This window comes from Pseudomonas sp. H1_D05 (assembly GCF_054682705.1).
Genome location: NZ_CP162825.1, coordinates 774,005 through 794,368 on the forward strand (window position 1 = coordinate 774,005; position 20,364 = coordinate 794,368).

Below are 20,364 nucleotides of genomic sequence, written 5' to 3' on the forward strand. Positions count from 1 at the left end.
AATGAATTTGTTGAATGTTAATCCGTATTCGCGAGCAAGCTCGCTCCCACAGTGAACCGCGCTCAACAGAAAAAAGTTATACAAACCATTTGACTTGTACACCCATGAATCTATGCTGAGCAAAGTTGTACAGAGATCAACCTCTGTACAGGTATGGATTCGAGGTGCCCATGTCTGACTCTTGCGCAGCCAAACCCAAAATCGCCATCAGCGCCTGCCTGCTGGGCGCCGAGGTGCGCTACAACGGTGGACACAAGGAATCCCGCCTGTGCAGCCGCACCCTCACCGAGCATTTCGATTTCGTCCCGGTGTGTCCGGAAGTCGCGATCGGTATGGGCATCCCGCGCGAGCCGATCCGCCTTGTCGGCGAGGCCGAGCATCCGCAAGCGGTCGGCACGGTAAACCCGTCGATCAACGTCACTCAGCCATTGGCCGAGTACGGCACAAAAATGGCCGCCGAGCTGAATGACATCTGCGGCTACATCTTCATGCAGCAGTCGCCGTCCTGCGGCCTCGAGCGGGTCAAGGTCTACCACACCAACGGCGCCCCGGTGAACGGCGGCGGACGCGGGATTTACGCCCAGGCGTTCTGCGCACAGCACCCGGATCTGCCCGTAGAAGAAGCCGGTCGCCTCAACGATCCGGTACTGCGTGAGAACTTCATCACCCGAGTATTCGCTTACAGCGAATGGCAACAGGTCCTCGCCAATGGCCTGAGCCGTCGCGCCCTCACCGAATTCCATTCGCGCTACAAATACTTGCTGATGGCGCACAACCCACTGCAATACAAAACGCTGGGCAAGTTGTTGGGCAATATGGCCGACACCGATCCCGCCGAACTCGGCCCGCGCTATTTCAGCGAACTGATGGCCGCCCTGAAGAAATGTGCCACGCGCGGCACTCACAGCAATGTCCTGCTGCACATCAGCGGTTATCTGAAGCAGGCGATCAGCGCCGAAGACAAACAGGAAATGCAACACGTCATCGGCCAATACCGCCAGGGCATCGTGCCGCTGGTGGTGCCGTTGACGCTGCTCAAGCATCACTTTCGCCTCCATCCGGATTCGTACATCGCGCAACAGGTTTACCTGCAACCGCACCCGGAAAACCTCAGCCTGCGAAACGCAATCTAATGAACGACAAAATGGATACCAGCGCCCAGGAAGACCTTGGCGCGGATTTTAAGAAAGCTCTCGACGAGGGCTGGCTGCCGATTCGCGAAGTCGCGCGACAGACCGGCGTCAACGCGATCACTTTGCGCGCGTGGGAACGCCGCTACGGGCTGGTCGTGCCGCAACGCACGCCCAAGGGCCACCGACTGTATTCGGCCGAACACGTGCAGCAGATTCTGACCATCCTCACCTGGCTCAATCGTGGTGTTGCCGTCAGTCAGGTCAAACCGCTGCTCGACGCACCACAAGCGTTCAGCGAATCGGTGGAAAACGACTGGCAGCGTTTGCGCCAGACATTGCTGGCGGCCGTCACGCAGCTCAATGAACGCAGCCTCGACGACAGCGTCAATCAGGCCATGGCGCTCTACCCGCCACGCACGCTGTGCGAGCAATTGCTGATGCCGTTGCTGGCGGAACTGGAGCAGCGCTGGCAAGGCCAGTTCGGCGCGCAGATGGAGCGGGTGTTCTTTTATTCGTGGCTACGCAGCAAATTCGGCACACGCATCTACCATAACAATCGTCAGCTACATGGCGCCCCGCTGTTGTTGATCAATCATTCCGACCTGCCACTGGAACCTCATCTGTGGCTGTGCGCGTGGCTGATCAGCAGCGCCGATTGTCCGGTGCAAGTGTTTGACTGGCCGCTGCCGGCCACCGAACTGGCGCTGGCAGTTGAACACCTGCAGGCCCGTGGCGTACTGCTGTATTCCAGCAAAGCCATGAACCTTGCGCAGTTGCCCAAGCTGCTGAACGGAGTCAGTTGCCCGAAAATGCTGGTCGGACCAACGGTATGCATCCACCACGCCGAGTTGTCCGTAAAAACCTCCGAGATGGCTGATGTGTTCCTGGCGGAAGACGCGCTTCTTGCGCACCAGGAACTCGTTCAGCGCGGGCTGATTTAATGGACGCCGTGAGTGCCGACATGCAATTGATCTGGATGCGCAGCGACTTGCGCCAACATGACAACACCGCCCTCGCGGCCGCCGCAGCGCGCGGCCCGACGGTCGCCGTGTACCTGTTGAGTCCGCAGCAGTGGCTGGAACATGACGATGCGCCGTGCAAGGTCGACTTCTGGTTGCGCAACCTCGATGAGCTGAGCAAAAGCTTCGCCGCGTTGAATATTCCGTTGCTGATCCGTACTGCCGCGCATTGGGATCAAGCCCCAGTGGAACTGCTCAAGCTCTGTCGGCAACTGAAGATCGAAGCCGTCCACGTCAACGAAGAATATGGCGTCCATGAAAGCCGTCGCGATGCAGCGGTGGCGGACACACTGCAGGCCGAGGGCATCACGTTTCACAGCTACCTCGATCAGTTGCTGTTCAAACCCGGCAGCGTGCTGACCAAGACCGAGAGTTACTTCAAGGTGTTCAGCCAGTTCCGCAAAGTCTGTTATGAACGCTTGCACCGCTCGATGCCTGCGTTGGTCAAGGCCCTCGGCAAACAGGCAAAACTTGCCATCGACAGCGACCCGATTCCCGACTCCGTCAAAGGCTTCGCCACACCGAGCCAAACCCTGCGCGATCTGTGGCCGGCCGGTGAACAGGAAGCCCGGCGCCGTCTCGATACCTTCACCGACGCGCAGATCGACTATTACCAAAGCGAACGCGACTTCCCGGCCAAGCCCGGCACCAGTCAGCTCTCGGCATACCTCGCTGCCGGGGTGATTTCGCCGCGCCAATGCCTGCACGCCGCCCTGCAAAGCAATCAGGGCGAATTCGAAAGCGGCAAGGTCGGTGCGGTTACCTGGATCAACGAGCTGCTGTGGCGCGAATTCTACAAACACATTCTGGTCGGCTATCCACGGGTCTCGCGGCACCGCGCGTTTCGCCCGGAAACCGAAGCGCTGGCCTGGCGTGATGCGCCGGACGATCTCGCCGCGTGGCAAGAGGCGCGCACCGGTCTGCCGATCATCGACGCGGCCATGCGCCAATTGCTCGAAACCGGCTGGATGCACAATCGCCTGCGCATGATCGTGGCGATGTTCCTGACCAAAAACCTGCTGATCGACTGGCGCGAAGGCGAGCGTTTTTTCATGCGTCACCTGATTGATGGCGACTTGGCGGCGAACAACGGCGGCTGGCAATGGAGCTCGTCGACGGGCACCGATTCGGCGCCGTACTTCCGCATCTTCAACCCGTTGAGCCAGTCGGAAAAATTCGACAGCGAAGGCCTGTTCATCAAGCACTGGCTACCGGAACTGGCGGCTCTCAACAAGAAAGAAGTGCACAACCCGGCCGACGTCGGTGGTTTGTTCGGCGTGGCTGACTACCCGTCGCCGATCGTCAACCTCAGCACTTCGCGCCAGCGCGCATTGGCCGCCTTCAAGAACCTGCCTTCGCGTACGTCTACCGGAGGCGATGATGAGTGAATTTCTGCGCCGCTTCGCCCGGCAATTTTCAGCGTTGAACAAAGACAACCTGCAAAACCTCGGCGAGCTGTACAGCGATGACATTCATTTCACCGACCCGCTGCACGAGGTGCAAGGGTTGGCGCAATTGCGCGACTACTTCGGCGAGCTGTACGCCAACGTTAGCGAACTGCGTTTCGATTTTCATGGTTTCGACCAGATCGGCGACTGCGAAGGCTACCTGCGTTGGGTCATGAGTTATCGCCATCCGCGCCTGGCGGGTGGCCGTGTGATTCGTGTCAGCGGCTGCTCGCACCTGCTTTGGCACGACAAGGTTTATCGCCATCGGGATTATTTCGATGCCGGGGCGCTGCTGTATGAACATTTACCAATATTGGGCCGGGTCATTGCCTGGCTGAAAAGGAGAATGGGATGAGTCGTACACCTCCACGGCGCTATTGGTTGACCGGGGCCAGCAGTGGCATCGGCGCGGCGCTGGCTGAAGAGATCCTGAAAACCGGTGCGCACCTGGCGGTCAGTTCCCGTCAGATCGCCCCGCTCAAGGTCTTGTCGCAACGCTACCCGGGGCAAGTTCTGGTGGTGCCGGGGGACCTGACCAACAGCCAGACGGTGCGCGAAATCGGCGAGCAGATCGCCACGGATTGGGGTTCACTGGATTCAGTGATTCTCAACGCCGGCACCTGCGAGTACGTCGATGCCAAGCAGTTCGACGCCTCGATCATCGAGCATGTGGTGCGCACCAACCTGCTCGCCAGCAGCTACTGCATCGAGGCCGCCTTGCCGCTGTTGCGCAAAGGCACCGCGCCGCACCTGGTCGGCATGGCCAGTTCGGTGACCTATCTGCCGTTGCCACGGGCCGAAGCCTACGGCGCCTCGAAGGCCGGTTTGCGTTACCTGTTCGAATCGCTGCGCATCGATCTCGCCGACGAAGGCATTGAAGTCACCGTGGTCAGCCCGGGTTTTGTCGAAACCCCGCTGACCGCCAAAAACGATTTCCCCATGCCTTTGAGCTGGCCTGTGGATAAAGCAGCGCGGCACATCTTCGCCAAGCTCAAGGATCGGCCATTGGAAATCGCCTTCCCGGCACTGTTCATGGCCGCGCTGTGGCCGCTGTCGAAACTGCCGGCACGCGTGCAACTGGCCATCGGCAAGCGCATGGTGCGCAAGTCGCCTCCGCTGACGGATCCGACATGAAAATTGCCATCGTCGGCAGCGGCATCGCCGGGCTTACCTGCGCCTACCTGCTCAATCGCCGCCATGAAGTCACGGTGTTCGAGGCGGGCGACTGGGTCGGTGGCCACACGCACACCGTGCCGGTGACCGTCGATGGCCGTCAATATGCCGTGGACACCGGTTTCATCGTGTTCAATGACTGGACCTACCCGAACTTTATCCGCCTGCTCGGCCAGCTTGGCGTGGCGTTCAAACCGACGGAAATGAGTTTCTCGGTGACCGACCCGGACACCGGCCCGGAATACAACGGCAACAACCTCAACAGCCTCTTCGCCCAGCGCAGCAATCTGTTGTCACCGGGGTTCTGGGGCATGTTGCGCGACATCCTGCGCTTCAACAAAGAAGCCCAGCGCGACCTCGTCGAACTGCGCATTGCCGCCGACACCACCCTCGACGAATACCTCAAGGCTGGCGGCTACGGCGAACGTTTCATCCTGCATTACATCGTGCCGATGGGCTCGGCAATCTGGTCTATGCCGATGGCGGAAATGCTCAACTTCCCCCTGCAGTTTTTTGTGCGGTTCTTCAAGAATCACGGGCTGTTGTCAGTCAGTGATCGGCCGCAATGGCAAGTCATCGAAGGCGGCTCGAGTGCTTACATCGCGCCACTGACGGCCGCGTTCAAGGACAGGATTCGGCTCAATTGTCCGGTCACCCGCGTCGATCGTGATGTGCATGGCGTAGTTATCCACAGCCCGGCAGGCCTTGAGCATTTCGACCGGGTGGTGTTCGCCTGTCACAGTGATCAGGCGCTGAAACTGCTGGCGGTGCCCAGCGATGCCGAACGCGCGATCCTCGGTGCGCTGCCCTATGCCGACAACGAAGTGGTGCTGCACACCGACACCCGTTTGCTGCCGACGCGCAAACTGGCCTGGGCCAGTTGGAACTATCGGCTCAGCGGCGCCGGCCATACCCACGCCGCCGTCACCTACGACATGAACATTCTGCAGGGCATTCAGAGCGATACCACGTTCTGCGTCAGCCTCAATCAGAGTGCCGGTATCAACCCCGACAAAGTGCTCGCCCGCTACACCTACGCCCACCCGCAGTTCAGCCTCGCGGCCGTGACCGCGCAGCAGCGCTGGGGCGAACTGGATGGCGCGCAGCACACGCATTATTGCGGCGCTTACTGGGCCAACGGGTTTCATGAGGACGGTGTCGTCAGCGCCTTGCGCGTTGCCGCCGCGTTCGGGGAAAGCTTATGAACAGCGCCCTGTATAGCGGCTGGATCGGCCATCGGCGTTTTTCGCCGCGCCGCCATGAATTCCGTTACCGGATCGGCTTGCTCTACCTCGATCTCAGCGAACAGGACGCGGTGCTTGCACTGTCGCCGCTGGCCGGACGCAGCCGTTTTGCGCCGTTTTCATTTCGCGAGACCGACTATCTCAAGACTTTTACCAGCCGTGGCATGCGCCTGATCGATGCCGTACGTCAGCAGGTCGGCGTCGCCATCGGCCACGAACCGCAAGGCTCGATCTGCCTGCTGACCCAGGCGCGCAGTTGGGGGCTGTCGTTCAACCCGGTGAGTTTCTTTTACTGCCATGAGGCGGACGGGCAACTGGCGGCGATCGTCTGTGAAGTCACCAACACGCCGTGGGGCGAGCGCTATCACTATGTGTTGCCGGCGCGCCCGCCGGTCAATCTGCAGGATTTCCATCAGCATTTTGCCGTGGCCAAAGCCTTTCACGTTTCGCCGTTCCTGCCGCGCGATCTCGAATACCGCATGAGTTTCAGTCCCGCCGCGCAAAACCTCGGTGTGCACATGGCCGACTGGCAAGGCGAGCACAAACTGTTCGACGCCACCCTCAATCTGCAACGCGAAAGCCTCGACCGGCGCAGCCTGCATCGTTACCTGCGGCGCTTTCCGTGGATGACCGCGAAGACCGCCCTGGCCATTTACTGGCAAGCGCTGCGACTGCTGCTCAAACGCGCACCGATTTTTGCTCATCAGACTGCCGACGGCAGTTTTCAAACCGCCACTGTGCCTCCCAAGGAGCACCGCCATGAAATCCTCTAGTCTGTCGGTCAGTCGGCTCAGCACCAACGGTTTGACCGGGTCGCTGCTGCGCCGTGGCGTGCTGCGCCAATTGGCTCAGTTGAAAAACGGCCAACTGCTGGTGGTCGAGGACGGCGAACGCCTGATGTTCGGTACCCCGGGCAGTGCTTTGCTCGGGGAAATCCATGTGCTCGATCCGGCCGTCTGGGGCATGGTTGCCGGGAACGGTTCGATTGGGGCCGGCGAGGCCTTTATCCACGGCTATTGGAGTTCGCCGGATCTGACGGCCGTGGTCCGCGTGTTCGTCAGCAACCTCGACGTGCTCGATGCCATGGAGGGTGGTCTCGCCCGCCTCAGCCGGCCGTTGGTGCAAGGTCTGCACTGGCTCAACCGCAACACGCGCAAGGGTTCGCAGAAGAACATCGCCGCGCACTACGACCTTGGCAATGATCTGTTCGAGCAGTTTCTCGACCCGACCATGATGTATTCGGCGGCGCAGTTCCTGACCCCGGAAGACAGCCTCGAACAGGCACAACTGAACAAACTGGAGCGGATCTGTCAGAAACTCGCGCTGCAACCCAGCGACCACTTGCTGGAGATCGGCACCGGCTGGGGCAGTATGGCGCTGTATGCCGCGCAACATTACGGCTGCCGCGTAACCACCACGACCCTGTCGAAAGAGCAGTACGCGTTTACCGCGCAACGCATCGAACAACTGGGTTTGCAGGATCGCGTCACGCTGTTGCTCAAGGACTACCGCGACCTGACCGGCGAATACGACAAACTGGTGTCGATCGAGATGATCGAAGCCGTCGGCCACCGCTTCCTGCCGACCTACTTCAAACAGTGCGCGCAGTTGCTCAAGAGCAACGGCCTGATGTTGATCCAGGCGATCACCATCCGCGAGCAGCGTTACGAACAGGCCAAGCGCGGCGTCGATTTCATCCAGCGCTACATCTTCCCCGGCGGCGCCCTGCCCTGCGTGCAGAAAATGCTCGAAGTGGTCGGCCGCGACACCGACATGAACCTGCTGCACATGGAAGATTTCGGCCTGCACTACGCCCGCACCCTGCGCCTGTGGCACGAGAACTTCCGCCGCGCCCATTGCCGCTTGAGCGAACTGGGCTATGACGATTATTTCCTGCGGCTGTGGGAGTTTTACCTGTGTTACTGCGAGGGCGGTTTCCTCGAACGCACCATCGGCACCGCGCAGTTGCTATTGGCCAAACCCGCCGCAATGACTGCGCCGCTGCTCGGACGCTTCGATGCTTGAGCGTGTCGCCAATGCCGTACTGTTCCAGATCGGCTGGCTGACCTGCGTGCTCGGCGGCAACAGCCTGTGGTTGCTGGTCGCGCTGGCGGTGCTGGTGATCCATCTGTGCTGGATCAGCAGTTGGGCGGCTGAGGGGCGTTTGATCCTCAGCGTGGTGATTGTCGGCACCGCTGTCGACAGTGTGTTGCGTGGTGCCGGGGTGTTCGCGTTTCAGGATCAGTCGCCGCTAATTCCGTTGTGGCTGATGTTGCTCTGGGCGTTGTTGGCGACCACCTTGCGCCATTGTCTGGCCTGGAGCGCGCGGCCCTGGTGGCTGGCGAGCTTACTCGGCGCTGTCGGCGGCGCGCTGTCGTATTACGCTGGCGGGCGCCTGGCCGGGGTGCAATTTCCCTATGGCGAACTGCCGACACTGATCGGCATCGGCCTGCTCTGGGCGTTGTTGTTTCCGTTGCTGCATGGGATGGCTCGGCGGCTGGCGCACTGAGCGTCTGTCAGACCGTTCACACGCGTATCGGTCACTGCCTTACACTGCCGACCATGAAGACCATTCCCCACCAACAAATCACTGAACCGGCGGTCACTTGCTCGACCTGCGCGGCGTGTTGTTGCCAGCTCGAAGTGATGCTGATCACCGACACTGGCGTGCCTGATCGCTTTATCGATACCGATGAATGGGGCGGCGAAGTAATGCTGCGTCTGGATGACGGCTGGTGCGCGGCGCTGGATCGCGACACGATGATGTGCACGATTTACGAAAAGCGTCCGCTGATTTGCCGCGAGTTCGAGATGGGCGCGCCGGAGTGCATTGAAGAACGCAAAGGCATCACGACTGCCTACCGCTGATCACAAGAACACCCCAAAACAAATGTAGGAGTGAGCCTGCTCGCGATAGCGGTGTGTCAGTCAATATATGTGTGACTGACACACCGCTATCGCGAGCAGGCTCACTCCTACAGGGGTTATGCGCTCGGCTTAGAGCGGCATGGTGTAATGCAGCGAGTAACTTTCTACCCCGTCGTTGTCGCTGGCCAGACCGGCGTTGGAATAGTGCGTCGCACGAATCCCGACTTCATGTCCGCCATTGAAACGCAGACCAAAACCGAAGCGGTCTTCGAACTGGAAAGAGCCGCCGAGATTGTTGGATTCGTACTTGGTATTGGAGAAAGCCGCGACACCAATCCCCGCCTCCACATACGGTTTGACCGATTGACCGGCAAACTCGTAAACAAATACCGGCGAGAACGACAGGCTGTTGTTACTGGAGGTCTTGTCACCTTCCCAGTAGGTGTAAGCCCCGCTCCAGTAACCGGTCAGACGACCGACGTCACTTTGCAGCCAGCTCTTGTCCCAGTCGAAATTCATGCCCAGGCGGTACGTCATGGTCGAGTCGCTGGTGGCCCCCACCGCAAACTCAACACCGGCCGCTTGTGCAGTAAAACTTTGCCCCATCAGTGCGGCCGCAATCGCGGCCAAGCAGAATAGTCGCTTCACGTTGAAACTTCCTTTTCCGGAACGATCGTTTGGTTTTCTAGATAACTCATCGCTATAGAAGCTAGCGCCTGCTCAGAAGTTCAGCTGAAGTTTTAGTTATTTCACAATTTTTTTACAAGCTGAAGTTTTGCACTTCGTCGGCACTCTGCCCCAGTAACGGCAGGATGTTTTTCAAGTACGCAGGATCGGCGCTGGTCCAGAACCTGACCGGTTGGTTCGGTCCGACAGCGAGCAAATCGCGCTCCGCCAAAAGCCGCTGAAGTTGCCGCGCCACAGCAGCGCCCGTATCGATCAGACTAATGTCCGCGGGGATCATCGACTTGAGCATCGGCTTGAGAAAGGGATAGTGGGTGCAGCCCAAAATGATCGTGTCGCAACCGCTGGCCAACAGTGGCTCGACATACCCTTGCAGCAACTGGCGCAACTCGGCGCTGTGCAGATCGCCGCTTTCAATCAGCTCGACCAGACCGGGACATGGCTGAGTAATCACGCGCACGTCGGTGGCAAAGCGATCAAGCAGTGCGGCGAACTTGGCGCTCTGCAATGTGCCGGTGGTGGCGAGCACGCCGACCACTCCGCTGCGGGTCGCGGCAGCGGCAGGTTTGACCGCAGGCTCCATGCCGACAAGCGGCCAGTCAGGGAAATCACGGCGTAGATCGGCGACACCCGCGACCGTCGCGGTATTGCACGCGATGACCAAGGCCTTGGCGCCTTGCTCGCGGAAAAACCCGGCCATCACGCTGCAACGCTGACGGATGAAATCCGGGGTTTTCTCACCGTAGGGAATGTGCCCGCAATCGGCGACATAGAGCAACGTTTCATTGGGCAGCAAACGCTGGATTTCCGCTAGCACCGACAAGCCGCCGACACCGGAGTCGAACACGCCGATCGGCGCTTCACGCATGGCGCGGACCACAGACGCTGCAGCCTGGGTCACGCTTGACGCGCAACTCACGGAAACGCGAACCGAGGGCATCGATCAACAGCAAACGGCCTACCAGCGGCTCACCGAAACCGACCAAGACCTTCAAGGCTTCCAGTGCTTGCAAGCTGCCGACCAGACCGACCAGCGGCCCGACCACACCGGCTTCGCTGCAAGTCAGTTCAGCTTCGCTGCCGTGCCCGTATAAACAGTGGTAACACGGACTCTCGGCACGACGCGGGTCGAACACCGACAACTGCCCTTCCAGCCGAATCGCCGCGCCGCTGACCAAAGGTTTGCACGCCGCCACACACGCAGCATTGACCGCTTCGCGGGTGGAAAAATTATCGGAACAGTCGAGCACCAGATCCACCGCTGCCACGGCAGCAGCGAGAGAATCCTCGTCCAGCGCCTGGCGATGAGCGATCAATTGAATCTCGGGATTGATCGCGCCCAGACGCTTGAGCGCCGAGTCGACCTTGCTCATGCCGACGCTGTCGGTGTCATGAATGATCTGGCGTTGCAGGTTGGTCAGATCGACCGTGTCGAAATCCGCCAGGTGCAGCTCACCGACACCCGCCGCCGCGAGATACAAGGCAACCGGTGCACCGAGACCGCCGAGGCCGACGATCAACACACGACTGTCTTTGAGCTTCAGTTGCCCATCGATGTCGATGTGTTGCAGCAGAATCTGCCGGCTGTAGCGCAGCAATTCCTGATCATTCAGCACGGCAGGCGCCCCAGACTGATGCGTTGATGGCCGCCCAGATCGGTGCGGCTGTGGACCTCTTCAAAACCGCGCGTGAGCAGCAAATCGCGCACGGCTTCGGCTTGATCATAGCCGTGTTCGAGCATCAGCCAGCCAGCGGCCTCCAGATGTTCCGGAGCCTGCGCGACGATCAAACGCAGATCGTCGAGTCCATCCTCACCGGCAACCAGCGCACTGGCCGGTTCGAAGCGCACATCGCCCTCGACCAGATGCGGATCGGCCGCGGCAATGTACGGCGGGTTACTGATGATCAATTGAAAACGCTGGCCCTCCAGCGCACTGAACCAGTGGCTGCTCAACACCGTGGCGTTGTTCAAATGCAGACGCTGACGATTGCGTTCGGCAAGTGCGACAGCTTCCAGCACACGATCCACGGCAGTGACTTTCCACGCTGGGCGTTCGCTGGCCAAGGCCAACGCAATTGCGCCACTGCCAGTGCCGAGGTCGAGCACTTTGGCCGGCGTCGCGGGGAGCAACTCCAGCGCCGCTTCCACCAGCAATTCAGTGTCAGGACGCGGGATCAGCGTGTGCGGCGCGACTTCAAGATCGAGTTTCCAGAAGCCCTGCTGCCCGAGAATATAAGCCACCGGCTCACCGCTACGGCGACGTTGCAAGTATTCGGCAAAAGTCAGTGCTGCTTCACTCGGCACGATGCGCTCCGGCCAGGTGTGCAGAAAACTGCGCGATTTGCCCAGTGCAGCGGCAAGGAGCAACTCGGCATCCAGACGCGCAGTCGGTGAATCCGGCAATTCAGCGGCACGCAACAGGCTGGCAATGATGGTCATTTATTCACCTATCGCTGCGAGTTGGTCAGCCTGGTATTCGGCCAGCAATGGCTCGATCACCGCTTCAACGCCACCGGCAAGAATTTCGTCAAGGGAATACAGGGTCAGGTTGACGCGATGGTCAGTGACCCGGCCCTGAGCAAAGTTGTAGGTGCGAATTCGCTCGGAACGGTCGCCCGAGCCAACCAGCAATTTACGTTCGCTGGCGATCGCGTTGGCCGCCGCTGCGGTTTGCTGATCGTTGAGTTTGGCCGACAGCCAGGCCATCGCCCGAGCGCGGTTCTTGTGCTGGGAACGTTCTTCCTGACACTCGACGACGGTGCCGGTCGGTATGTGCGTGATGCGGATCGCCGAGTCAGTGGTGTTAACGTGCTGACCGCCGGCCCCGGAGGAGCGGAACGTATCGACGCGCAAATCCGCCGGGTTGATCTCGATGGCTTCGCGCTCGTCCGGCTCGGGCAATACCGCCACGGTGCAGGCCGAGGTGTGGATACGGCCCTGGGATTCGGTAGCAGGCACGCGCTGTACGCGGTGCGCACCGGATTCGAATTTCAGCTTGCCGTAAACGTTGTCGCCTTCGATGCGGGCGATGACTTCTTTATAGCCACCGTGTTCGCCTTCGTTTTCCGACAGTATCTCGACACGCCAGCCGCGCCGCTCGGCGTAACGCGAGTACATACGGAACAGGTCGCCGGAGAAGATCGCCGCCTCGTCGCCACCGGTGCCGGCACGGATTTCGAGAAAGACGTTACGGCCGTCGTTGGGATCCTTGGGCAGCAACATGCGTTGCAGGTCGGCTTCCAGGGTGATCAGCAATTCCTTGGCTTCGCGGACTTCTTCCACGGCCATTTCACGCATGTCCGGGTCGCTGTCCTTGAGCAGCGCCTGTGCGCCTTCAAGATCGCTTTGTACGCTGAGCAGCTTTTTATAGCCTTGTACCACCGGCTCAAGTTCGGCGTATTCCTTGGAATAAGCACGGAATTTGGCCTGATCGGCAATGACTTCGCCGTCGCCGAGCAGCGCGGTCAGTTCCTCGAAACGGTCCTGGAGGACATCCAGCTTGTTGAGCAGTGACGCTTTCATTGCGGTTTTTTATCCGAAAAGCTATCCGGTGAGCCCTCAAGGGCAAAGAGTTCCTGGGCCATGGCCAGCGCATCGAGGCGGCCTTCGGCAGAAAGCTTTTTCAGCTGCACGCTAGGCGCATGCAACAGTTTATTGGTCAGGCCACGGGCCAGTTGCCCGAGCACGTCTTCGGCGTTGCCGCCATTGGCCAGCAGGCGCAGGGCTTTTTGCAGCTCCTCGTCGCGCAGGCGTTCGCTCTGTTGACGATAGGCCTTGAGCACGTCGACCGCCGCCAGTTCGCGCAGGCGCACCATGAAATCGTCAGCGCCGACCGAGACCATCTCTTCGGCGGCTTGTGCTGCGCCTTGGCGGCTCTTGAGGTTTTCGGCGACCACTTCGTGGAGATCGTCAACGCTGTAGAGGTAAACGTCGTCCAACTCGCCGACTTCCGGCTCGATATCCCGGGGAACGGCGATGTCGACCATAAAGATCGGTTTGTGCTTGCGCAGTTTCAATGCGCTTTCCACCGCGCCCTTGCCAAGAATCGGCAACTGACTGGCGGTTGAACTGATGACGATATCGCTGCGCACCAGTTCGGCCGGGATGTCCGAGAGCAACACCGCGTGAGCACCGAACTGCTCGGCCAGCAGACTGGCACGTTCCAGTGTGCGGTTAGCGACAACGATGCGCTTGACCCCCAGCTCGTGCAAATGGCGGGCGACCAAAGTGATGGTCTCGCCGGCGCCGATCAACAGAGCCTGACTGCGCTGCAAATCACTGAAAATCTGCTTGGCCAGGCTGACGGCGGCAAACGCCACCGATACCGGGTTTTCACCGATGGCGGTGTCGGTGCGCACCTGTTTGGCGGCATTGAAGGTTGCCTGAAACAGTCGCCCCAGCAGCGGCCCGATGGTGCCGGCCTCGCGGGCCACGGCGTAGGCCGATTTCATCTGACCGAGAATCTGCGGTTCGCCCAGTACCAGCGAGTCGAGCCCGGAGGCGACGCGCATCATGTGACGAACTGCCGCATCATCTTCATGCACATAAGCACTCGCGCGCAGCTCATCGAGGCTTAAATGGTGATAGTCGGCCAGCCAGCGCAGCACGATATCAGCCGAAAGCTGATCCTGTTCTATATAAAGCTCACTGCGATTGCAGGTGGAGAGGATCGCAGCTTCGCGGCTGTCGGTCAGTCGGCAGAGCTGCTGCAAGGCCTCCACCAGCTGTTCAGGAGTAAAAGCCACGCGCTCGCGGACGTCTACTGAAGCAGTCTTGTGGTTGATACCGAGTGCAAGGAAGGCCATTCAAGGTCGCTGATGGTGACGTGAAGCCGGCAATTGTCCTACTTCGAAAGATTCAGAACAACTACCGCTGACTATTGTCCCAATCGTCAGCCCCTATAATGGGCACAATTGAGTCTCGGTTATGTTTGGCCGAAGGCTTGTGTCATGATGATCCGACCGCAGGTTAGTCGTCCTCTTCCTATATGAATAGATCTTCCGCGTTGCTCCTCGCTTTTGTCTTCCTCAGCGGCTGCCAGGCCTTGGCGCCCGTTTCGCCGGACGGTACGCCGTCGGTCGAAGACACCACGCCTGCGCCTGAAAAGCCCAAGGTTTACAGCTCGTTCAGCGAGGAAACCGTTTTCAGCCTGTTGAGCGCCGAACTCGCCGGCCAGCGCAATCGTTTCGACATTGCCCTGGATAACTACGTGACCCAGGCCATCAACACCCAGGATCCGGGTGTCTCCGAGCGTGCGTTCCGTATCGCCGAATATCTGGGCGCCGATCAACCAGCCCTCGATACCGCGCTGATCTGGGCGAAAAACGCCCCGGACGACCTCGAAGCGCAACGCGCCGCCGCCGTGCAACTGGCGCGCGCCGGGCGTTATGACGACTCGATGGTCTATATGGAGAAAGTCCTGCAGGGCAAGGGCGATACCCATTTCGATTTCCTCGCGCTGTCGGCCGCCGATACCGATCAGGAAACCCGTAACGGCCTGATGAAAAGTTTCGACCGTTTGTTGCAGCGCCATCCGAACAACAGCCAGCTGATTTTCGGCAAGGCCCTGTTGTTGCAACAGGACGGTGACAACAAAGCAGCTCTGGCATTGCTCGAAGACCACCCGCCGGAAGAAGGCGAGATCGCCCCGATTCTGCTGCGCGCACGTCTGCTGCAATTGCTGAACCGTGGCGACGAAGCGCTGCCCCTGCTGCAAAAAAGCATCAAGAAGTACCCGGACGACAAGCGCCTGCGCCTGACTTACGCGCGCATGCTGGTTGAGCAAGACCGCATGGACGACGCCAAGGCCGAGTTTTCCAGTCTGGTTCAGCAATACCCGGAAGACGACGAACTGCGTTACTCGCTGGCTCTGGTCTGCCTGGAAGCCAAGGCCTGGGACGAGGCCAAGGGTTATCTGGAAGATTTGATCGCCCGCGAAAGTCACGTCGATTCGGCGCACCTGAACCTCGGTCGCATCGCTGAAGAGCGCAACGACCCGCAAGGCGCCCTTATCGAATACGCCCAGGTTGGCCCGGGCAATGATTATCTGCCGGCGCAATTGCGTCAGGCCGATATTCTGATGAACAACGGCAAGACCGCTGAAGCGCAGAGCAAACTCGCCGCCCAGCGCGACGAGCAACCGGATTACGCGATTCAGCTCTATCTGATCGAATCGGAAACCCTGTCGGCCAACAAACAGGACGACAAGGCCTGGAAAGTCTTGCAACACGCCTTGCAGCAATACCCGGACGACCTGAATCTGCTCTACACCCGGGCGATGCTCGCGGAAAAACGCAATGACCTGGCGCAAATGGAAAAAGACCTGCGCCTGATCATCAAGCGCGATCCGGACAACGCCATGGCACTTAACGCGCTCGGCTACACCTTGTCCGACCGCACCACTCGCTACGCTGAAGCGAAAGCGCTGATCGAGCAGGCGCACCAGATCAATCCGGAAGACCCAGCCGTACTCGACAGCCTCGGCTGGGTGAATTACCGCATGGGCAATCTGGATGACGCCGAGAAATATCTGCGTCAGGCGCTGGAGCGCTTCCCTGATCACGAAGTCGCTGCGCACCTCGGTGAAGTCTTGTGGACCAAGGGCAACCAGCGTGAAGCCAAACAAATCTGGGGCAAATTCCTCAAGGATCAGCCCGACAGCACCATTCTGCGCAGCACCATCAAGCGCCTGACCGGATCCGAGACTCTTTAACCCATGTTTTTGCGCCACGTTATTGTTTTCAGCTTCATCGCCCTGCTCGCCGGCTGCTCGGGTTTTGGTACCCGCGAATCGGTCGAGGGCCACGGCAGTCCGGCTCAATGGGCCGCTAACAAACAACAGCTGACCGGCCTTGATGGCTGGCAGATCGACGGCAAGATTGGCATCCGCGCACCGAAAGATTCCGGTAGCGGCACACTGTTCTGGCTGCAACGTCAGGATTACTACGACATTCGTTTGTCCGGCCCGCTGGGTCGTGGCGCCGCACGCCTGACCGGGCGTCCGGGCAAAGTGTCGCTGGAAGTCGCCAATCAGGGGCGCTACGAATCGCAGTCCCCTGAAGCCCTGCTCGAAGAACAGCTTGGCTGGAAACTGCCGGTGTCGAATCTGGCCTGGTGGGTGCGTGGCCTGCCGGCTCCGGACAGCAAAAGTCGCCTGAATCTGGACGCCAACAGCCGCCTGGCCAACCTGGAACAGGATGGCTGGAAGGTCGAATACACCGCTTACACCGAACAAAACGGTTACTGGTTGCCCGAGCGCATCAAACTGCACGGCACTGACCTCGACGTGACGCTGGTGATCAAGACCTGGCAACCGCGCAAGTTGGGGCAGTAACCCATGACCGCAGCACGCCTGACCCTGCCGTCGCCGGCCAAACTCAACCTGATGCTGCACATTCTCGGTCGCCGTGAAGACGGCTATCACGAATTGCAGACGCTGTTTCAGTTTGTCGATTACGGCGATGAAATCACTTTTGCCGTGCGCGATGACGGCGTGATTCAGTTGCACACCGAGTTCGCCGGCGTGCCGCATGACAGCAACCTGATCGTGCGTGCAGCAAAAATGCTCCAGCAACAGTCCGGTTGCTCGCTCGGCATCGATATCTGGATTGATAAAGTCCTGCCCATGGGCGGCGGTATCGGTGGCGGCAGTTCGAACGCGGCGACGACTTTGCTCGGCCTGAATCATTTGTGGCAGTTGGGTTGGGATGAAGATCGCCTGGCTGCACTAGGCCTTTCGCTGGGGGCCGACGTACCGGTTTTCGTCCGTGGCCACGCGGCGTTTGCCGAGGGCGTGGGCGAGAAACTCACCCCCGTGGATCCCGAAGAACCGTGGTATCTGGTGCTCGTGCCGCAAGTCTCTGTAAGTACGGCAGAAATTTTTTCCGATCCTTTGTTGACACGTAACACGCCGCCCATTAAAGTGCGCCCCGTTCCCGAGGGAAACAGTCGAAATGACTGCTTGCCGGTGGTTGCAAGGCGTTATCCAGAAGTACGTAACGCATTGGATTTGTTAGGTAAATTTACCGAAGCAAAGCTCACCGGAACTGGAAGTTGTGTGTTTGGGGGCTTCCCAAGCAAAGCTGAAGCTGATAAAGTCTCGGCCCTTCTGACAGAGACCCTTACAGGGTTTGTAGCCAAAGGCAGCAACGTTTCGATGTTGCACCGCAAGCTGCAAAGTCTGCTCTAAAGGAACCAAGTGCACGGCACTTGATGCAACAGATACAGGGGCGTCGCCAAGCGGTAAGGCAGCAGGTTTTGATCCTGCCATGCGTTGGTTCGAATCCAGCCGCCCCTGCCATTTTCTATACTCATCCAGGTTACCCTCAGCCTCTAGGTACTGCGCGTGTCCAAGATGATGGTCTTTACGGGGAATGCTAACCCCGATCTGGCTCGGCGTGTTGTACGTCAGCTGCATATCCCTCTCGGTGACATCTCTGTCGGTAAGTTCTCCGACGGCGAAATTACTGCCGAGATCAATGAAAACGTTCGCGGTAAAGACGTTTTCATTATTCAGCCGACTTGCGCTCCGACCAACGATAACCTGATGGAACTGGTAGTGATGGCTGATGCCTTCCGCCGCTCCTCGGCTACTCGTATCACTGCTGTTATTCCTTATTTTGGTTATGCCCGTCAGGATCGCCGTCCGCGTTCCGCACGTGTGGCTATCAGCGCGAAAGTCGTTGCTGACATGCTTACCGTAGTCGGCATTGACCGTGTTCTCACGGTTGATCTGCATGCTGACCAGATTCAGGGTTTCTTCGATATTCCGGTAGATAACATCTACGGCTCCCCGGTTCTGGTGGATGACATTGAAGATCAGCGCTTCGAAAACCTGATGATCGTGTCCCCGGACATTGGTGGCGTCGTGCGTGCACGTGCTGTTGCCAAATCCCTGGGCGTGGACCTCGGGATCATCGACAAACGCCGTGAGAAAGCCAATCACTCTGAAGTGATGCATATCATCGGTGATGTCGAAGGGCGTACCTGCATTCTGGTCGATGACATGGTCGATACCGCCGGCACTCTGTGCCACGCGGCCAAGGCCCTGAAAGAGCATGGCGCAGCCAAGGTCTTTGCCTACTGCACACACCCTGTGCTGTCGGGTCGGGCCATCGAGAATATCGAAAATTCCGTGCTGGACGAGCTGGTGGTGACTAACACCATCCCGCTGTCCGCTGCAGCACAAGCCTGTGCACGTATCCGTCAACTGGATATCGCACCGGTTGTTGCCGAAGCGGTTCGCCGCATCAGCAATGAAGAATCGATCAGCGCGATGTTCCGTTAAGGGCCCTGCCCTTCTCGAAATGTCTCGTTGACGAAAAGCGCCCCGCCCCGGCATTCCTGCCGGGGCGGGGCTTTTTTGCCCATACCGTGTTCGGCGCTGGTCGCAAACGCCACTCGGTCATGGCTATTTTGGAGATACAAAATGAACGATTTTACTCTGAATGCTGAAGTGCGTTCCGACCTGGGGAAAGGTGCGAGCCGCCGCCTGCGTCGTCTCGCCGCTCTGGTTCCAGCTGTTGTTTACGGTGGCGAAAAAGCCCCTGAATCCATCAGCATGCTGGCCAAAGAAGTTGCCAAACTGCTCGAAAACGAAGCTGCCTACAGCCACGTTATCGAACTGAACGTTGGCGGCAAAAAGCAGAACGTCATCATCAAAGCTCTGCAACGTCACCCATCCAAGGGTCACGTTCTGCACGCTGACTTCGTACGCGTCGTAGCCGGTCAGAAACTGACCGCTATCGTGCCTGTGCACTTTGTTGGTGAAGAAGCTCCGATCAAGAAAGGCGGCGAGATCTCGCACGTCCTGAACGAAATCGAAGTAACTTGCCTGCCGAAAGATCTGCCTGAGTTCATCGAAGTCGACCTGTCGGCTCTGGAAATCGGCGCAATCGTCCACCTGTCCGACATCAAAGCCCCTAAAGGCGTTGAGTTCGTTGCACTGGCTCACGGTGACGACAAAGCTGTTGCAAACGTACACGCTCCACGCGTTGCTCCAGAAGCTACCGAAGAAGGCGCAGCAGAGTAATTCACTCTGTTTAGCCTGAGTGAGCAAGTAACATCGCGGACTGGAACGTAGCGAGAAAGCGGGCGAGAACGCGGAGTTTACATCCATGGTAAATGAGCATTTTTCGTCCACTTTCGCCGCTTTGCCTGATCACGGCGATGTTACTCACCACTCAAAGGAAGGGCCCCTATCGTGACTGCCATCAAACTGATCGTTGGCCTGGGAAATCCAGGCGCCGAATACGACCAGACCCGGCATAACGCAGGGGCCCTTTTTGTTGAGCGCATCGCCCACGCACAGAATGTGAATCTTGTGGCCGATCGCAAATATTTCGGCCTGACCGGGCGCTATTCGCATCAGGGTCAGGATGTTCGTCTGCTGATTCCCACCACCTACATGAACCGCAGCGGCCAGGCCGTGGCGGCACTCGCCGGTTTCTTCCGCATCAAGCCTGAAGAAATTCTGGTGGCGCATGACGAACTCGACTTGCCTCCGGGCGTTGCCAAGCTCAAGCAGGGCGGCGGCCATGGCGGTCACAACGGGTTGCGCGACATCATTGCGCAACTGGGCAATCAGAATACGTTCTACCGCCTGCGGCTTGGCATTGGCCACCCGGGCGTCGCCAGTATGGTTTCAAATTTCGTCCTGGGTCGTGCGCCACGCGCCGAACAGGAAAAACTCGATGCCAGCATCGACTTTGCCCTCGGCGTGCTGCCGGATATCCTCGCCGGTGAATGGAACCGCGCGATGAAAAACCTGCACAGCCAGAAGGCCTGACTCTACTC

General features: G+C 59.2%; 22 protein-coding genes and 1 tRNA gene. 17 read left to right on the forward strand and 6 right to left on the reverse strand.

Annotation, left to right across the window (positions count from 1 at the left end):
* Window positions 1-170: 170 nt before the first annotated feature.
* The 10 genes from AB4O11_RS03475 to AB4O11_RS03520 are packed head-to-tail and all read left to right on the forward strand — an operon-like array spanning window position 171 to window position 8,885.
* Window positions 171-1,133 (forward strand): YbgA family protein, encoded by a 963-nt coding sequence (locus AB4O11_RS03475; protein ID WP_093441378.1) that lies wholly within the window; start codon window positions 171-173, stop codon window positions 1,131-1,133.
* Window positions 1,133-2,074 (forward strand): MerR family transcriptional regulator, encoded by a 942-nt coding sequence (locus AB4O11_RS03480; RefSeq protein ID WP_093441383.1) that lies wholly within the window; start codon window positions 1,133-1,135, stop codon window positions 2,072-2,074. The genes AB4O11_RS03475 and AB4O11_RS03480 overlap by 1 nt, the downstream gene beginning before the upstream one ends.
* Before the next feature lie 20 nt (window positions 2,075-2,094).
* Complete coding sequence (phrB, locus tag AB4O11_RS03485) at window positions 2,095-3,540, forward strand: deoxyribodipyrimidine photo-lyase (RefSeq protein ID WP_460130147.1); 1,446 nt, start codon at window positions 2,095-2,097, stop codon at window positions 3,538-3,540.
* The gene (locus AB4O11_RS03490; protein WP_186624688.1) at window positions 3,533-3,955 is read left to right on the forward strand and encodes a nuclear transport factor 2 family protein; all 423 of its coding nucleotides are present in this window, start codon (window positions 3,533-3,535) and stop codon (window positions 3,953-3,955) included. Before phrB ends, AB4O11_RS03490 begins: the two co-directional genes overlap by 8 nt.
* Window positions 3,952-4,734: an SDR family NAD(P)-dependent oxidoreductase gene (locus tag AB4O11_RS03495; RefSeq protein WP_460088976.1), complete on the forward strand. Its 783-nt coding sequence runs from the start codon at window positions 3,952-3,954 to the stop codon at window positions 4,732-4,734. Before AB4O11_RS03490 ends, AB4O11_RS03495 begins: the two co-directional genes overlap by 4 nt.
* Window positions 4,731-5,978 carry an NAD(P)/FAD-dependent oxidoreductase gene (locus AB4O11_RS03500; RefSeq protein ID WP_460130150.1) on the forward strand — a complete coding sequence of 416 codons (1,248 nt, stop codon included), beginning with the start codon at window positions 4,731-4,733 and terminating at the stop codon, window positions 5,976-5,978. Before AB4O11_RS03495 ends, AB4O11_RS03500 begins: the two co-directional genes overlap by 4 nt.
* A complete protein-coding gene (locus AB4O11_RS03505) occupies window positions 5,975-6,790 on the forward strand; it encodes a DUF1365 domain-containing protein (protein ID WP_460130151.1) in 816 nt (271 codons plus the stop codon). The genes AB4O11_RS03500 and AB4O11_RS03505 overlap by 4 nt, the downstream gene beginning before the upstream one ends.
* A complete protein-coding gene (locus tag AB4O11_RS03510; RefSeq protein WP_320336329.1) occupies window positions 6,777-8,042 on the forward strand; it encodes a cyclopropane-fatty-acyl-phospholipid synthase family protein in 1,266 nt (421 codons plus the stop codon). Before AB4O11_RS03505 ends, AB4O11_RS03510 begins: the two co-directional genes overlap by 14 nt.
* The gene (locus AB4O11_RS03515; protein WP_093441415.1) at window positions 8,035-8,526 is read left to right on the forward strand and encodes a DUF2878 domain-containing protein; all 492 of its coding nucleotides are present in this window, start codon (window positions 8,035-8,037) and stop codon (window positions 8,524-8,526) included. The genes AB4O11_RS03510 and AB4O11_RS03515 overlap by 8 nt, the downstream gene beginning before the upstream one ends.
* 53 nt (window positions 8,527-8,579) lie before the next feature.
* The gene (locus AB4O11_RS03520; protein ID WP_077574517.1) at window positions 8,580-8,885 is read left to right on the forward strand and encodes a YkgJ family cysteine cluster protein; all 306 of its coding nucleotides are present in this window, start codon (window positions 8,580-8,582) and stop codon (window positions 8,883-8,885) included.
* 129 nt (window positions 8,886-9,014) lie between these two features.
* Here AB4O11_RS03520 and AB4O11_RS03525 read toward each other — a convergent pair whose 3' ends face one another.
* The 6 genes from AB4O11_RS03525 to hemA all read right to left on the reverse strand — a co-directional run bounded on the left by AB4O11_RS03525 (window position 9,015) and on the right by hemA (window position 14,375).
* The gene (locus AB4O11_RS03525) at window positions 9,015-9,533 is read right to left on the reverse strand and encodes an acyloxyacyl hydrolase (RefSeq protein ID WP_093441419.1); all 519 of its coding nucleotides are present in this window, start codon (window positions 9,531-9,533) and stop codon (window positions 9,015-9,017) included.
* Between the two features lie 112 nt (window positions 9,534-9,645).
* The gene (murI, locus tag AB4O11_RS03530; protein WP_116255216.1) at window positions 9,646-10,437 is read right to left on the reverse strand and encodes a glutamate racemase; all 792 of its coding nucleotides are present in this window, start codon (window positions 10,435-10,437) and stop codon (window positions 9,646-9,648) included.
* A complete protein-coding gene (locus tag AB4O11_RS03535; protein WP_093441424.1) occupies window positions 10,430-11,185 on the reverse strand; it encodes a molybdopterin-synthase adenylyltransferase MoeB in 756 nt (251 codons plus the stop codon). Before AB4O11_RS03535 ends, murI begins: the two co-directional genes overlap by 8 nt.
* Window positions 11,179-12,009: a peptide chain release factor N(5)-glutamine methyltransferase gene (gene prmC, locus AB4O11_RS03540; protein ID WP_095050607.1), complete on the reverse strand. Its 831-nt coding sequence runs from the start codon at window positions 12,007-12,009 to the stop codon at window positions 11,179-11,181. The genes AB4O11_RS03535 and prmC overlap by 7 nt, the downstream gene beginning before the upstream one ends.
* Window positions 12,010-13,092, reverse strand: a complete 1,083-nt coding sequence (gene prfA / locus AB4O11_RS03545) for a peptide chain release factor 1 (protein ID WP_077574521.1) — start codon at window positions 13,090-13,092, stop codon at window positions 12,010-12,012.
* Window positions 13,089-14,375 carry a glutamyl-tRNA reductase gene (gene hemA / locus AB4O11_RS03550; protein WP_007951716.1) on the reverse strand — a complete coding sequence of 429 codons (1,287 nt, stop codon included), beginning with the start codon at window positions 14,373-14,375 and terminating at the stop codon, window positions 13,089-13,091. The genes prfA and hemA overlap by 4 nt, the downstream gene beginning before the upstream one ends.
* Window positions 14,376-14,557: 182 nt before the next feature.
* Between hemA and AB4O11_RS03555 the strand changes: the two genes are divergently transcribed.
* The 7 genes from AB4O11_RS03555 to pth all read left to right on the forward strand — a co-directional run bounded on the left by AB4O11_RS03555 (window position 14,558) and on the right by pth (window position 20,356).
* Complete coding sequence (locus tag AB4O11_RS03555) at window positions 14,558-16,282, forward strand: tetratricopeptide repeat protein (protein ID WP_093441433.1); 1,725 nt, start codon at window positions 14,558-14,560, stop codon at window positions 16,280-16,282.
* Between the two features lie 3 nt (window positions 16,283-16,285).
* Entirely contained in the window at window positions 16,286-16,903 is a 618-nt protein-coding gene (gene lolB, locus AB4O11_RS03560; protein WP_038360912.1) for a lipoprotein insertase outer membrane protein LolB, read from the forward strand.
* Between the two features lie 3 nt (window positions 16,904-16,906).
* The gene (ispE, locus tag AB4O11_RS03565; protein ID WP_116255185.1) at window positions 16,907-17,758 is read left to right on the forward strand and encodes a 4-(cytidine 5'-diphospho)-2-C-methyl-D-erythritol kinase; all 852 of its coding nucleotides are present in this window, start codon (window positions 16,907-16,909) and stop codon (window positions 17,756-17,758) included.
* 36 nt (window positions 17,759-17,794) lie between these two features.
* Window positions 17,795-17,869, forward strand: a tRNA-Gln gene (locus tag AB4O11_RS03570).
* A 45-nt stretch (window positions 17,870-17,914) separates the two neighbouring features.
* A complete protein-coding gene (locus AB4O11_RS03575) occupies window positions 17,915-18,856 on the forward strand; it encodes a ribose-phosphate pyrophosphokinase (RefSeq protein WP_003171603.1) in 942 nt (313 codons plus the stop codon).
* 141 nt (window positions 18,857-18,997) lie between these two features.
* Entirely contained in the window at window positions 18,998-19,600 is a 603-nt protein-coding gene (locus AB4O11_RS03580) for a 50S ribosomal protein L25/general stress protein Ctc (protein ID WP_093441442.1), read from the forward strand.
* 171 nt (window positions 19,601-19,771) lie between these two features.
* Window positions 19,772-20,356, forward strand: coding sequence for an aminoacyl-tRNA hydrolase (gene pth / locus AB4O11_RS03585; RefSeq protein ID WP_008079560.1), 585 nt, complete (start codon window positions 19,772-19,774; stop codon window positions 20,354-20,356).
* Window positions 20,357-20,364: the final 8 nt, after the last annotated feature.

Excerpts from the sequence above, each read along its gene's own strand:
- hemA (WP_007951716.1), bottom strand. The coding sequence starts at position 14,375 with ATGGCCTTCCTTGCACTCGGTATCAACCACAAGACTGCTTCAGTAGAC.
- prmC (WP_095050607.1), bottom strand. The coding sequence starts at position 12,009 with ATGACCATCATTGCCAGCCTGTTGCGTGCCGCTGAATTGCCGGATTCA.
- AB4O11_RS03510 (WP_320336329.1), top strand. The coding sequence starts at position 6,777 with ATGAAATCCTCTAGTCTGTCGGTCAGTCGGCTCAGCACCAACGGTTTG.
- AB4O11_RS03495 (WP_460088976.1), top strand. The coding sequence starts at position 3,952 with ATGAGTCGTACACCTCCACGGCGCTATTGGTTGACCGGGGCCAGCAGT.
- AB4O11_RS03580 (WP_093441442.1), top strand. The coding sequence starts at position 18,998 with ATGAACGATTTTACTCTGAATGCTGAAGTGCGTTCCGACCTGGGGAAA.
- prfA (WP_077574521.1), bottom strand. The coding sequence starts at position 13,092 with ATGAAAGCGTCACTGCTCAACAAGCTGGATGTCCTCCAGGACCGTTTC.
- AB4O11_RS03490 (WP_186624688.1), top strand. The coding sequence starts at position 3,533 with ATGAGTGAATTTCTGCGCCGCTTCGCCCGGCAATTTTCAGCGTTGAAC.
- AB4O11_RS03480 (WP_093441383.1), top strand. The coding sequence starts at position 1,133 with ATGAACGACAAAATGGATACCAGCGCCCAGGAAGACCTTGGCGCGGAT.
- AB4O11_RS03515 (WP_093441415.1), top strand. The coding sequence starts at position 8,035 with ATGCTTGAGCGTGTCGCCAATGCCGTACTGTTCCAGATCGGCTGGCTG.
- AB4O11_RS03520 (WP_077574517.1), top strand. The coding sequence starts at position 8,580 with ATGAAGACCATTCCCCACCAACAAATCACTGAACCGGCGGTCACTTGC.
- AB4O11_RS03555 (WP_093441433.1), top strand. The coding sequence starts at position 14,558 with ATGAATAGATCTTCCGCGTTGCTCCTCGCTTTTGTCTTCCTCAGCGGC.
- phrB (WP_460130147.1), top strand. The coding sequence starts at position 2,095 with ATGCAATTGATCTGGATGCGCAGCGACTTGCGCCAACATGACAACACC.
- lolB (WP_038360912.1), top strand. The coding sequence starts at position 16,286 with ATGTTTTTGCGCCACGTTATTGTTTTCAGCTTCATCGCCCTGCTCGCC.
- murI (WP_116255216.1), bottom strand. The coding sequence starts at position 10,437 with ATGCGTGAAGCGCCGATCGGCGTGTTCGACTCCGGTGTCGGCGGCTTG.
- ispE (WP_116255185.1), top strand. The coding sequence starts at position 16,907 with ATGACCGCAGCACGCCTGACCCTGCCGTCGCCGGCCAAACTCAACCTG.
- AB4O11_RS03500 (WP_460130150.1), top strand. The coding sequence starts at position 4,731 with ATGAAAATTGCCATCGTCGGCAGCGGCATCGCCGGGCTTACCTGCGCC.
- AB4O11_RS03505 (WP_460130151.1), top strand. The coding sequence starts at position 5,975 with ATGAACAGCGCCCTGTATAGCGGCTGGATCGGCCATCGGCGTTTTTCG.
- AB4O11_RS03475 (WP_093441378.1), top strand. The coding sequence starts at position 171 with ATGTCTGACTCTTGCGCAGCCAAACCCAAAATCGCCATCAGCGCCTGC.